Source organism: Actinomadura sp. 9N407, assembly GCF_044326315.1.
GTDB lineage: Bacteria > Actinomycetota > Actinomycetes > Streptosporangiales > Streptosporangiaceae > Spirillospora.
In genome coordinates this window covers 69,351-82,034 of the sequence record NZ_JBIRAW010000014.1, presented here as the reverse complement: position 1 = coordinate 82,034, position 12,684 = coordinate 69,351, and the positions used below count along the sequence as shown (strand labels likewise).

Annotated in this window: 11 protein-coding genes; 10 read left to right on the top strand and 1 reads right to left on the bottom strand. The window is 68.5% G+C overall.

The genetic code is table 11. From position 1 onward, the window contains the following. The first annotated feature begins 15 nt into the window (after positions 1-15). The 10 genes from ACH34Q_RS22875 (at position 16) to ACH34Q_RS22830 (ending at position 11,282) form a co-directional block, all read left to right on the top strand. Positions 16-810 (top strand): ABC transporter ATP-binding protein, encoded by a 795-nt coding sequence (locus ACH34Q_RS22875; protein ID WP_395985056.1) that lies wholly within the window; start codon positions 16-18, stop codon positions 808-810. Continuing rightward, entirely contained in the window at positions 807-1,622 is an 816-nt protein-coding gene (locus tag ACH34Q_RS22870; protein WP_395985055.1) for an ABC transporter ATP-binding protein, read from the top strand. The genes ACH34Q_RS22875 and ACH34Q_RS22870 overlap by 4 nt, the downstream gene beginning before the upstream one ends. Continuing rightward, entirely contained in the window at positions 1,619-2,509 is an 891-nt protein-coding gene (locus ACH34Q_RS22865) for a branched-chain amino acid ABC transporter permease (RefSeq protein ID WP_395985054.1), read from the top strand. The genes ACH34Q_RS22870 and ACH34Q_RS22865 overlap by 4 nt, the downstream gene beginning before the upstream one ends. Continuing rightward, the gene (locus ACH34Q_RS22860) at positions 2,502-3,674 is read left to right on the top strand and encodes a branched-chain amino acid ABC transporter permease (RefSeq protein ID WP_395985053.1); all 1,173 of its coding nucleotides are present in this window, start codon (positions 2,502-2,504) and stop codon (positions 3,672-3,674) included. Before ACH34Q_RS22865 ends, ACH34Q_RS22860 begins: the two co-directional genes overlap by 8 nt. Beyond that, a complete protein-coding gene (locus ACH34Q_RS22855; protein WP_395985052.1) occupies positions 3,667-4,920 on the top strand; it encodes an ABC transporter substrate-binding protein in 1,254 nt (417 codons plus the stop codon). The genes ACH34Q_RS22860 and ACH34Q_RS22855 overlap by 8 nt, the downstream gene beginning before the upstream one ends. Before the next feature lie 215 nt (positions 4,921-5,135). Next, positions 5,136-6,332, top strand: coding sequence for a TetR/AcrR family transcriptional regulator (locus ACH34Q_RS22850; protein ID WP_395985051.1), 1,197 nt, complete (start codon positions 5,136-5,138; stop codon positions 6,330-6,332). Positions 6,333-6,387: 55 nt separating this feature from the next. Continuing rightward, positions 6,388-6,579 carry a hypothetical protein gene (locus ACH34Q_RS22845; protein ID WP_395985050.1) on the top strand — a complete coding sequence of 64 codons (192 nt, stop codon included), beginning with the start codon at positions 6,388-6,390 and terminating at the stop codon, positions 6,577-6,579. Between the two features lie 204 nt (positions 6,580-6,783). Further along, positions 6,784-7,380 carry a hypothetical protein gene (locus ACH34Q_RS22840; protein ID WP_395985049.1) on the top strand — a complete coding sequence of 199 codons (597 nt, stop codon included), beginning with the start codon at positions 6,784-6,786 and terminating at the stop codon, positions 7,378-7,380. Positions 7,381-7,802: 422 nt separating this feature from the next. Beyond that, a complete protein-coding gene (locus tag ACH34Q_RS22835) occupies positions 7,803-9,053 on the top strand; it encodes a cytochrome P450 (RefSeq protein ID WP_395985048.1) in 1,251 nt (416 codons plus the stop codon). Between the two features lie 450 nt (positions 9,054-9,503). Further along, positions 9,504-11,282, top strand: coding sequence for a serine/threonine-protein kinase (locus ACH34Q_RS22830; RefSeq protein ID WP_395985047.1), 1,779 nt, complete (start codon positions 9,504-9,506; stop codon positions 11,280-11,282). 420 nt (positions 11,283-11,702) lie between these two features. Here ACH34Q_RS22830 and ACH34Q_RS22825 read toward each other — a convergent pair whose 3' ends face one another. After that, entirely contained in the window at positions 11,703-12,665 is a 963-nt protein-coding gene (locus ACH34Q_RS22825; RefSeq protein WP_395985046.1) for a helix-turn-helix domain-containing protein, read from the bottom strand. Between the last annotated feature and the right edge of the window lie 19 nt (positions 12,666-12,684).

The window sequence follows — 12,684 nt, the reverse complement described above, 5'->3', positions numbered from 1 at the left end:
AAGGAGGCGTCCCTGATGCTTGAGATCAACCAGCTCGTCGTGCGCTACGGCCGTGCCGTGCTGGCACTGAGGGGCGTCACTATGCAAGTGGCGGACGCATCGGTCGCGTGCGTCCTCGGTGCCAACGGCGCGGGCAAATCAACGCTGATGCGCGCGATCTCCGGCACCCTGCCGGCTCACCGCGGCTCGATCGACGCGGGCTCCATCACCTGGCGAGGCCGTTCGATCGTGGGCCGGGACCCCGCCGACACCGTCAAGAGCGGGATCGTCCAGGTGCCGGAGGGGAGGCGGATCTTCCGCCGGCTCACGGTGGAGGAGAACCTGCGCGCCGGCGGAATCGGCGCCGCCGACCGCGCCACCCGCACCAGGGCACGGAGCCGGGTCGACGAGCTGTTCCCCGTTCTGGCGGAGCGCCGTCACCAGGCGGCCGGACTCCTGTCCGGCGGCGAGCAGCAGATGCTGGCCATCGGCCGCGCGCTGATGGCGGGCCCCTCGCTGCTGCTGCTCGACGAGCCGTCGCTCGGGCTCGCTCCGAAGATGGTCGCACGGATCGGCGAGGTCATCCGCGAGGTGCATCAGCAGGGCACGGCCGTGATGCTGGTGGAACAGAACGCATCGATGGCACTGGCCGTCTCCGACACCGCGTACGTGCTGGAGGTCGGTGCCGTCTCGCTGACCGGCGCGGCCGCCGAGCTCGCGTCCTCGGATGCGATCCAGCGCATTTACCTGGGCCATGCCGGCACCGACGCGAGTGCCGGCCCCGTACAGGCGCCGGGCGACCGGACGGCGCTGGACGGTGGGCGGTCATGACCGGGGACCGGGCGGACTCACCGAGCGTGCCGCGGCTGCGGGTCACGGACCTGACGCTCGCCTTCGGCGGCATCAGGGCGCTGGACGGGGTGTCCTTCACCGTGCTGCCCAAGAACATTCACGCCCTGATCGGTCCCAACGGCGCGGGCAAGTCCTCGTGCTTCAACGTTCTCACCGGCGTCTACCGGGCCACATCCGGCTCCGTCCGCTTCGGGGACCGTGAACTGACCGGACTGGCCCCGCATCGGATCACCCGGCTCGGGCTGTCGCGCACCTTCCAGAACATCGCGCTGTCGGGCGAGCAGACCGTTCTGGACAACCTCATGGTCGGCCGGCACCACCTGACCCGCTCCGGATTCATCGGCGCGGGGCTGCAACTGCCCTGGTCGCGGCGCGAAGAGCGGCGGCACCGCGAGCGCGTCACCGAGATCGCGGCGGAACTGGGGCTGGCGGGACGGCTGCGGGTCGCCGCGGCGTCGCTGTCCTACGGCGAGCAGAAGCGCGTGGAGATCGCGCGCGCGCTGGCCACCGAGCCGCGGCTGCTGATGCTGGACGAGCCGGTGGCCGGAATGAACGCCTCCGAGAGCGAGGCGATGGCCGAGGCGATCGTCGGCGTACGCGACCGGCTCGGCATCTCGGTGCTGCTCGTCGAGCACGACATGTCGGTGGTCATGCGGATCGCGGACCGGGTCAGCGTGCTGGACTTCGGCCGCCTCATCGCCGACGGCTCCGCGGCCGAGGTCCGCGCGAACCCCGAGGTCGTACGGGCCTATCTCGGCGAGCCACAGCCTGAACGGAGCGAACCGGCATGACCAAGCTCATCGAACTGCTGCTCATCGGGCTCTCGCTGGGAGCGATCTACACGCTGATCGCGCTGGGGTTCGTCGTGATCTACAAGGCCACCCGCGTGGTCAACTTCGCGCAGGGATCCATCCTGCTGCTCGGCGTCTTCCTCACCGCCGACCTCCACGACGACATCGGCTTCTGGCCGGCCATGCTCGCCGGCATCGCCGCCGCCGGTTGCGTCGGAGTGATCGTCCAGCGTGTCCTGTGGAGCCGGATCCGCTCGGAGGACCATCTCGTCGCCTCGATCCTCACCATCGGGGTCGACGTCCTGCTCGCCACCGAACTGGCACGCCGGATCGGGTCCCGCGTCCTCACCACCGGTGACCCGTGGGGGGACCGCGTCATCACGGTGGCCGGATTCACCATCCCCCAGGCGCGCCTGGCGGCCGCCGTCGTGGCGGCCGTGCTCATCGCCGCGTTCTTCTCCCTCTTCAAATACACCAGCTGGGGCGTCGCGATGCGCGCGGCGGCCGAGGACGGGGAGGCGGCCTCGCTCATGGGCATCCGCCTGGGCCGCGTCGCCGCCGCCGCATGGCTGATCGGCGCCGGCCTGGCCGCCGTCGCCGGTGTGTTCCTCGCCGGTTTCCCCGCTGCGGGCGTGGACGCGCATGCCGGGGTACTCGCGCTCAGCGCGGTACCCGCGGTCATCGTCGGCGGGCTCGACTCCACTGGAGGCGCCGTCGTGGGCGGGCTGGTCATCGGCCTGATCGCCACCGTGGTCGCCGGATACGAGGAGAACCTGGCCTTCCTCGGCAACGGAATCGGAAGCGTATCGCCCTACATCGTGGCGGTCCTCGTTCTGATGTGGCGGCCCTCCGGCCTGTTCGGAACCAAGGAGTTCGACCGTGTCTGAACGACGTATCCGCCGCCCGGCGGCGGCCGGCAGCCTGGCCGTCCTCGGCCTCGTGCTCCTGGTGCTGCCGCTGTACCTGCAAGCGTTCTGGCTCCAGGTCGGGCTGATCGCGATGGCCTCGATGGTCGGCGCGCTCGGGCTCAACCTGCTGGTGGGCGTCACCGGCCAGCTGTCGCTGGCGCACGCGTTCTTCCTGGCCGTCGGCGCCTACGGCTACGCGTTCCTCAGCGGCGGCTCCAGCACGGTCGGCGGCGTCACGGTCTCCGGACTGGGCCTGCCCACACCCCTGGCGGCCATCCTGGCCGTGGCGGCGGCGGGACTCGCCGGCGTGCTGTTCGCGCCGATCGCCGGACGGCTGCGCGGCATCTACCTCGGACTGGCCTCCCTCTCCCTGGTGTTCCTGGGGCAGCACCTGCTCTTCAACGTCACTCCCGTGACCGGCGGATTCAGCGGACGAGCCGTACCCGACCTGGAAGTGCTCGGCTTCTCCTTCAACCCCGACCAGCCGACGCTGTCGGTGTTCGGCGTGCCCTTGGGCGCGGCCGAACGCCTGTGGTACCTCGCGCTGGCCGTTCTCGCCTTCGGCTGCGCCTTCGTCTGGAACGTGACCCGGACCCGCCCTGGGCGCGCGCTGCTCATGGTGCGCGACAACGAGATCGCGGCCGGCTGCCTCGGAATCCCCGTCCGCCAGTACAAGGCCGCGGCCTTCGCCGTCTCCTCGATGCTCGCCGGTGCCGCCGGTGTGCTGCTCGCCCTGGCGTTCCGCCGGGTCGTACCGGAGTACTTCGGGCTGCTGCTGTCCATCGACTTCCTGGCGATGATCGTGATCGGCGGGCTCGGATCCGTCACCGGTGCCGCGCTCGGCGCCGCGTTCGTCTCCGCGCTGCCGCTCGCCCTCGCGCACTACAGCGAGCACCTCCCCTTCCTGGCCGCACCCGGGAGCGAGGGAGTCGCCCCCGGAGTCGCCGCACGGCTCATCTTCGGCGCCATGGTCGTGGCGATCCTCCTCGCCGAACCGAAGGGCGCGGTCGCCCTGGCCCGCCGCGTAGGCGGCCTGGTCGGCCGACGCCCCACCGATCCAAGCGACACCGATTCGAACGACCCATCAACCGCGGCCGAAATCCCAGCGGATCTCGTCCAGGGAAGGAGCGCACGGCATGCGTAGATACACCCTGAGGTTCGGAACGGCGGTGGCGGCGCTGGCACTGCTCGCCTCCGGCTGCAGCGCCAAGGCGACCTCCGGAGACGGCCAGAGCGGCGGCGTCAAGGCCGGGCCCGGCGTCACGGCGGACACCATCAGCCTCGGCGTACTGACCGACCTCACCGGCCCCATCGCCGTTCTCGGCAAGCCGATCCTGCACGGCAACCAGCTGTACGTCGACGAGCTCAACACGGCCGGAGGCGTCTGCGGGCGCAAGGTCGAGCTCGTCATCAAGGACCACGGCTACGACGTGCAGAAGGCCGTCAGCGCGTACACCGAGGTCGAGCCGCAGACGCTCGGAGCGATGACGCTGCACGGCTCCGCCATCACCGCGGCGCTCGCCGACCAGCTCACCGAGGACAAGGTCCTCACCGTCCCCACGTCGCTGGCCTCCACCCTCCTGTCCAACCCGCAGCTCATCATCCCGGGCACGACCTACGACCTTCAGATGATCACCGCTCTCGATCACCTGACCAAGGAGAACAAGCTCAAGGCCGGCGACAAGGTGGGGCAGATCTACTTCGAGGGCGAGGCCGGCAACAACGCGCTCCAAGGAGCCCGCCACGCCGCCCAGAAGCTCGGGCTGACGCTGCGGGCCACCGAGATCAAGGTCACCGACGTGGACCTGACCGCGCAGGTCACCGCACTCAAATCGGAGGGCGCCAAGGCGATCCTCGTCTCCACCGGCCCACGCCAGGTCGCATCCGCGGCCAGCGTCGCCAAGTCCCTGGGGTACGACGTCCCCATCGTGACCAGCGACCCCGGCTGGCATCCGTCCGTTCTGCAGACACCCGCCGCGCCGGCGCTGGAGGCCAACGTCCTGGTCTTCTCCTCGATCGGTCCCCTCAGCGCCGGCACCGAGGCGGCCAAACGGCTGATCGATGCCTACAAGGCGAAGTTCCCCAAGGACGAGCCGAACGCCTGGGTCAACTGGGGGTACGTGAGCGCCAAGATCTACGGTGAGGTGCTGCGGAAGGCGTGCGCGGACAAGGACCTCACTCGCGACGGCCTCGGGCGAGCCGTGAGAGGACTCCAGGCCATCGACAGTGGCGGACTCTTCCCGACGCTCGACTTCTCCAAGCCCGGCCGGCCGTCCTCGTCCCAGGTCTACATCGGCCGCCCCAGCCGGAAGGCACCGGGCGGACTCGAAGTGGTCAAGCCGTTCTTCGGCTCCGACCTGGCCGCGGGATACCAGATTCCGAAGTCGTAACCACAAACCTGCCAAGGGTGCAGTTCGTGCGCCCGGATGTGACCTCGCCGACACGGCTGGTGTTCACGTCCGGGCGCACCGACGATCCCGGTCGACCCCGAGGGATACTCGGATCCAGCCGTACCAATACCGCCCCATCGCCGCAGATACCCGAACGCCTTCGTTACGATCGAGCGGGGATGATGTGAGCGTACGGGGAAAGCGGGGAACGAGTCATGGCGACCGACGACGCCGTTCAGCAATCGCGGCGACGCCCCAAAGACCGAAAGCAGCAGATTCTCGCCGCCGCGGCCCGTCAATTCAGGGAGCTCGGTTACAGCAATGTGAGCATGGCCGACATCGCCGACGAGGTCGGCATCACGGCGGGCGCCCTTTATCGCCATTTCCGCAGCAAGCAGGACCTGCTGCTGGGTGCGATGTGGAGGACGTTCCGGCATGTCGAGGTCGCACTCGACGGTACGGACGTGGACCTCGACGACCTGCTGGACACGCTCGCGACGTTCTCCGTGGAGGAACGGGCGATCGGTGTCCTCTGGCAACGCGAAGCGCGAAATCTCCCCGAGGAGGACCGGCAACGGCTGCGCAAGGCATTGCGGGCCATCAGCGCCAGCGCGGTCAAAGCCATCGTCGGAGCCCGCCCTCAGGCGACTCCGGCCGACCTGGACCTGCTGGGCTGGGCCGTGCTCTCGATTCTGGCCAGCCCCGGCTACCACACCGTCGAACTCAAGCCCGAACGATTCGTCACCCTGCTCGACCATGCGATCCGCGCCGTCTGCGCAGCCGAGCTCACCTCCACGGGCGGCACACCTCCGACCCGCGAGCGCGTCCGTGGCACCGGCCGCCCCCCGCTGCACCCGGTATCCCGCCGCGAAACACTGCTGTCCGTCGCGATACATCAGTTCAGTCAACAGGGATTCCAGGCAGTCGGGATATCGGACATCGGAGCCGCCGCCAGCATCACCGGCGCGAGCGTATACCACTATTTCTCCAACAAACTGGAGATCCTGCTCACCGCCCTGAACCGGGCACACGAAACGCTATGGCTCGGGCTCCACTACGCCTTGGAAAGCGCAGGCACCCCTAGCCGCGCCTTGGAATTGGCCCTGCACTCGTACATCGATTTCGGCGTCCGGCATCCGGAGCTGCTGAACCTGATGGTAACCGAGATCCTGAACGTACCGGAAGAACAGCGGCATGAACTCGAGCGCAGACAGCACTCGTACATGCTCGAATGGGCCTCGCTCCTTCGCGGCCGGCGCGAAACCCTCGACGCACCCGAAGCAGAACTCCTGGTGCACATCGCATTCGCCCTCGTGAACGACCTCACACGCATCGACCATCTGCATGAGCGGCCCACCTTGGCGGACGACCTGGTCACCCTGTGCCTCTGTGTCCTCAACGCTCCCACCTGAGGACGGCGGTGCGTGAACGGGCCGCACCACGGTGCCCGTTCCGGATGCCGCGCCCGTGCCCGACCTGCTGCGGCTCGTCTATCCGGAACTGGACTACAACATCCCCCTGGCCGCGCACCGCTTCATGGCCGAACGCGCCGGCTCACGCGAGAGTGTCGAACTGTCCGGCGCCTCGCACGCGATTCCGGCCTCGGAGCCCGAGGCGGTGGCAGCCGTGATCATCGCCGCGGCGAAGACGATCAGCTGATCTCAACTGGATACTGCGGTGCGTTGGTGCGCTCGTGTCGATGAGATACAGCAACGGTGTCGTAGCTCAGTTGGGCGATCACGGCTCACGCGAGGGGCTGAGCCGTTCACGCAACTGGTCACGGGAGATGCTCAGGGTCGCGATAATCGCGAAGTGAGGCCGTCTCCTTAAGGTCATGGACCTGTGTGGGCCTAGTCTTCTCACATGGGAGTGGACATTACAGTTCTCATCATCGATTGGGAGCACATCGAGGAGGCCCCGCCTGATCAGCGCATGGGGCTGCTGGAAGACGCCCTGTACCCGGAAGATGATTGGGACCTTGAGGGGCTCGAGCGGGGATGGGTATGGCCTTCGGCGCCGGGTGCACCTTGGGTTGCCCGGTATGAGTTTTACCGGACGCTCGGCTCGTTCAAGCCGCATTTTTGGGCTGGTGAAGCGTGGGAGAAGTTCCGGGACTTCGTCGACCCGGGGCTGCGGGCGACGCTGGACGGGTTCTTGTCAGCGCTGATCTGGGACGGACCCGATCGCGGCAACGACGCTGCTCCCGTGCACGGCCTCGTACTATGCGGCCTGGAGACCAGCCTCGCTTACCCACCACAAGCCGTGCCCGCCCTGGTCCAACTCTGGGCTGATGCCGCACCGCGCCTAGAGGAACTCCGTGATCCATTCGCCATCCACGGCGCACGCCCGGAAGGCTGGATGAAGACCTTTGATGAATTCGCCGACCTGCTCCGCGATTGGGGCGAGGTCGTTGGCGAGGCGAATCGCCGCAGGTGGGGGCTGATCAAAGAGGTGCAATGACCCACATCCTCGATGGTTCACGCCCTGCCCCAACTCATAGATAAACGTTGCCGCTACATGCGGATGAAAACCAAGCGGTAGACCCGGGTGGCCCGGGACGCGCGGCCCGCGACACGTCCATTCACGGCACCGTAGTGGAAGAGCATCCCGACCTGCGGCCAGGCCACCCCTTCCCCTTCCGATCCGGGGCCGGAGTGTACGGCCGCACCGGATCCCGTTCAGCCGGCGCTGCTGGGCGCGGCGTGCCATGAGCGAGTTCTGGCGTCCCATCGGTGTTCACCGAATCTCGCATCAGGGGGTACCGAATGAGATTCGGAAAACCGTCGTGATTGAGTGGATCTTGGTGGATATGCGATCGATCGGCTGCCCCTGGACGGTTCTGGGTTCCCCTTGCGGGTGGCCGACGTTGAAGGGAACCGATGATGAGTCTCACCGTGGACGAGGCGGGCCGTGCGCTCGCCGATCCGGCGGCGTACGCCGACGATGAGCGGCTGCACGCCGCGCTGGCGCTGCTGCGCCGCGAGAGTCCGGTGCATTGGGTCGAGCGGCCGGGCTACAACCCGTTCTGGGCGATCACCAAGCATGCCGACGTGCTGGAGATCGAGCGCGAGCACAAGACCTTCCTGAACGCGCCGCGCCCGCAGCTGCTGCCTGCGGCGGTCGATGAGGAGATCAAGCGACAGGCCGAGGCGGGCGCCGGGCTGCGCACGCTGATCCACATGGACGACCCGGATCACCGGGTGATCCGGGCGATCGGTGCCGACTGGTTCCGGCCCAAGGCGATGCGTGATCTGGAGCCGCGGATCCGGGAGCTGGCCCGCCGGTACGTGGACCGGATGGCGGTTCTCGGTGACAGCTGCGACTTCGTCAAGCAGGTCTCGGTGCACTACCCGCTGTATGTGATCCTGTCGCTGCTGGGGATGCCCGAATCCGACTTCGACCGGATGCTCAAGCTCACCCAGGAACTGTTCGGCGGCGACGACAGCGAGATGCGTCGTGGTGAGAGCCCCGAGGAGAAGCTCAAGGTCCTGATGGACTTCTTCGGCTACTTCCAGGAGCTGACCGAGGCTCGGCGCGCGAACCCGACCGATGACCTGGCCTCGGCGATCGCCAATGCCCGGATCGACGGTGAGCCGCTGAACGACTTCGACACCACCTCGTACTACGTGATCGTGGCCACCGCCGGGCACGACACCACCAGCTCCACGATCTCCGGTGGCCTGCAGGCCCTGATCCAGAACCCCCGCCAGCTCACCCGGCTGCGCGCCGATCCGGGCCTGATGCCGCTGGCGGTCGACGAGATGATCCGCTGGGTCACCCCGGTCAAGGAGTTCATGCGGACCGCCACCCGCGACTACAAACTGCGCGACGTCACCATCCGCGAAGGCCAGTCGGTGCTGCTGTCCTACCCCTCGGCGAACCGCGACGAGGACGTCTTCGACGACCCGTTCAGCTTCGACGTCGGCCGCGACCCCAACAAACACCTGGCCTTCGGATTCGGCGTGCACTACTGCCTGGGCGCCGCACTCGCCCGAATCGAAGCCCGCGCCTTCTTCGAAGAACTACTCCCCCGCCTGGAGTCGATCGAACTCGCCGGAACACCCGAGAGCACCGCCACCACCTTCGTCGGCGGCCTCAAACGCCTACCCATCCGCTACTCCCTGCGAAGCTGACCGACCTGCTGCGGACCGAATGTCGGCGGCGGTATGCACCGTCGGCGTTCCGGCCGACGGGCGCGCTGCTTGGTGCCACGGCGCTGGAGCAGGCCAGAGTGGCCGCCCAAGACGGCCTTCCTCCAACTGATGAATCCAGGCCTTCGCCGGTGATCTCGCTGACTCAGCGGCGCTTGGCCTCGCTGCCTTCGGACAACCGGCCGCTGCCGTCGGGGGCCTTGCGGCGCCGGGTTAAAAGCGACGGTGGCGACCGTGCCCGGTGTGTTCACCGATGAGTGCCGACGTGCTTGACGCGGGACGACAGGCTCACTGACGCGGCTTTTGTGACTATCGACGATATGTGCGGTGACACCATGAAATGATGAGAAGGTCTTGTGGGACTCTCATTTGCGGGCTCCGGATACCGCGTCGCCTATCGGGCTGCCGGGGCTGCCAGGGGGACAGCTGAATATGGAACCGCTACGCCGATCCGATCCTCGGATCCTCGGTCGGTACCGCTTGTTCGGACGGCTTGGCAGTGGTGGCATGGGCCGGGTCTACCTTGGGCGTTCTCCCGGCGGGCGCCCGGTCGCGGTCAAAATGATCCATCCGTCGGTCGCGGACGAACCCTCCTTCCGCGCCCGGTTCCGACGTGAGGTGGAGGCGGCGCGCCGGGTCGGCGGGTTCCACACCGCGCAGGTGGTGGACGTGGACGCCGATGCGGACCCGCCGTGGATCGTCAGCGCCTACATCCCGGGCCCGTCCCTGCGAGACGCGGTGAATGAGCACGGGCCGTTGCCTCCCGCGAGCGTGCTGGCCCTCGGCGCGGGGATCGCCGAGGGCCTGTCGGCGGTGCACGCGTGCGGGCTGGTGCACCGCGATCTCAAGCCGGGCAACGTCCTGATCGCTGCCGACGGACCGCGCATTCTCGACTTCGGCATCGCCCACCTGGTGGACGCGTCCACGCTGACGGCATCGGGCGCGCTGATCGGCACGCCCGCGTACATGTCTCCCGAACAGGCGCGCGGGGACGACGACGAGCTCGGCCCGGCCAGCGACGTCTTCTCCCTGGGCGCGGTGCTGGCGTTCGCGGCGACCGGACGCAGCCCGTTCGCCGCGACCTCGATCGCGGCGGCGGTCTACCGGATCCTGGACAAGGAACCGGACCTGACCGGCATGCCGGAGCCGCTGCGCGGTCTCGTCGCCGGATGCCTCGCCAAGGCACCGGCGGACCGTCCGGACGTGGCCGAACTGATCGAACGCCTGGCCCCGGACGCCAGGCATGAGGAATGGCTGCCCACGTCCATCATCGAGATGGTCACCGAACACTCGCTGACGGCATCCGACGCCGCGGCCCCGGCGCCGGGCCCCGGGACGCCGCCCGAACCCGAGACGTCACAGCCCACCGAGACGTCACAGCCCACCGAGACGTCACAGCCCGCTGAGACGCCACGGCCCACCGAGACGCCACAGCCCACCGAGGTGCCGCAGGGGGGCGCCGGTCCGATCATTCCGGACAAGGCCGACGCCGCAGCGGCTATGCCCCGGCAGGCCGCCATGAACACCGTCGAGGACCGGTCGCCCGTCCGCCAAGTGGCAGAGGCCCCGCCGCCGGCCGCGGACCCGGTGCCGCCCGTGGCCGCGCCACGACGTCCCGGGAGTGACGGACCCTCTCGCCGCAAGTGGCTGATCGCGATTTCGGCCTCCGCCGCGGTGGCCCTGCTCGTGACGACCGGTGTGGTAGCCGCCTGCGTCCCATTCGGGTCGGAACCGGGAGCGAATCAGCCGGGCCCGGTGGTGACGACGGCCAGACCGACCATGGCCGTGAAGCCGAGGGCCGAACCGACCAAGGCGGTGACGCCCACGGTCACGCCCACCAAGCCCAGGCGCACGCCGACCACGTCCAAGCCCACGTCCCGTTCCGTGTCGTCGAGGCGGCCGGTAGGGCCGGTCGCCGTCCTCACCCGCGGCCGGACCGGCGACTACAACGAGTCCTGCCAGGCGCCGGAGTGCGCGAAGATGCACATCGTGATGTCCGGCTTCGAGCCGAACACGGAGTACCACGTCGAGCCTGTCTCTCCCACCGACGACTACTCCAACCCCGGCGCGACGGTGACCACGAACAGCAGCGGCTACGCGGACGCGGACCGCTTCGACTACAACGGCGTGGGCGAGAGGGTCTACATCGTGGTGGAGAAGAACGGCACCGAAGTGGCCAGGTCCAAGACCATTGTTTGGCCCAGCGGCTGATGCGGACGATAGTGAACGAGGGCAATCCGGCAGAGGCCGCGGCGGCCAACGTCCAGCAGGTGGTCAAGGGCGATCCGAAGCTGATCCAGAAGGCGCTGGTCCTCCTGACCGCGAAGTAGGCCGATTCGATCTATCACCCCAGCGTTGGCGACAAAGCTCGACCAGCCGATGGCCGGGCGTCGGCGCGGGACGAGCAGCATGGTGGCCAGCCGGTGACCGCCGGTGTGGGAGTCGGCGTGAACTACGGGTCCAAGCTGGGAGTGCGCCGAGCATCGCCGGTGAACCGCAGATGATCGAGTCCGGTCAGCCGATCCGGTGGTGACCATGCTTGGACGGGTAGCGGCAGAAGCCCGGTGGGTGTGGCTCGAACTCAGTGAGTCCGTGACCTGGGCTTTTGTGCTCGTGGGCTGTTGAGCTCCCTCACGTATGTGCGAACTTCTGTCTGTAGGCGGAAGGGCTGAGACCGGTCTGGCGTCGCAGTTGTGTCCGTAGGTTGGCGGTGGTGCCGAGTCCGCTGGCCCGGGCCACCGCGTCCATCCTGGGCTCGCCGCGTTCGATGATCCTGCAGGCTACGGAGACGCGTTCGGTGGTGAGCCAGGCGAGTGGGGTGGTGCCGAGTTCTGCTTGGAACCGCCGGTGCAGGGTCGCTGGGCTGACCGCTGCGTGAGCTGCCAGGTCGGCGATGGTCAAGGGGCGGTTCAGGTGTTCCTGGGCCCAGGCGAGCAGGGGCGCCAGCGAGGTGCCGGACACCTCGGGCATGGGACGTTCGATGAACTGCCGCTGGCCGCCGTCGCGGTGGACGGCGAAGACCAGGCGGCGGCTCACGGCGTTGGCGATTTCGGCGCCGTGGTCGCGGCGGATGAGATGCAGGCCGAGGTCGAGCGCGGCCGCGCTGCCTGCGGCGGTCAGCAGGTCGCCGTCGTCGACGAAGAGCACGTCCGGTTCGAGCCGTACGGCGGGGAAGCGGGTCCGGAACAGTCCGGCCCAGCGCCAGTGCGTGGTGGCCCGGCGGCCGTCCAGCACGCCCGCCGCCGCCAGGGTGAACGCGCCGGTGCAGAAGCTGACCAGCCGGGTGCCGCGTTCGGCGGCTCCCCGGATGGCGTCCAGTACGGCTGGTGCGGGTGCGGCTTGCGGATCCGGCCTGTTGGGCACGATCACGGTGTCGGCGCGTTCCACTGCCTCCAAGTCGGCGATGCCCGACATGGTGAACAGCCCGGCGTGCATGACCGCCTGGCCGCCTGCGGCGCAGAGCGTGAAGTCGTACCAGAGCCTGTCCAACTCGGGACGGCCTAGACCGAAGAGCTCGGTGGCGACCCCCAGTTCGAACGGGTTCGAGCCGGCATCGACGATCATCACGACCCGGTGCGAGGATTCTTGCGACATATGCGATTCCTAGCACTCA

Coding starts and splice junctions, on each gene's coding strand:
- ACH34Q_RS22830 (WP_395985047.1), top strand. CDS start 9,504: ATGGAACCGCTACGCCGATCCGATCCTCGGATCCTCGGTCGGTACCGC.
- ACH34Q_RS22840 (WP_395985049.1), top strand. CDS start 6,784: ATGGGAGTGGACATTACAGTTCTCATCATCGATTGGGAGCACATCGAG.
- ACH34Q_RS22870 (WP_395985055.1), top strand. CDS start 807: ATGACCGGGGACCGGGCGGACTCACCGAGCGTGCCGCGGCTGCGGGTC.
- ACH34Q_RS22850 (WP_395985051.1), top strand. CDS start 5,136: ATGGCGACCGACGACGCCGTTCAGCAATCGCGGCGACGCCCCAAAGAC.
- ACH34Q_RS22855 (WP_395985052.1), top strand. CDS start 3,667: ATGCGTAGATACACCCTGAGGTTCGGAACGGCGGTGGCGGCGCTGGCA.
- ACH34Q_RS22825 (WP_395985046.1), bottom strand. CDS start 12,665: ATGTCGCAAGAATCCTCGCACCGGGTCGTGATGATCGTCGATGCCGGC.
- ACH34Q_RS22865 (WP_395985054.1), top strand. CDS start 1,619: ATGACCAAGCTCATCGAACTGCTGCTCATCGGGCTCTCGCTGGGAGCG.
- ACH34Q_RS22875 (WP_395985056.1), top strand. CDS start 16: ATGCTTGAGATCAACCAGCTCGTCGTGCGCTACGGCCGTGCCGTGCTG.
- ACH34Q_RS22835 (WP_395985048.1), top strand. CDS start 7,803: ATGAGTCTCACCGTGGACGAGGCGGGCCGTGCGCTCGCCGATCCGGCG.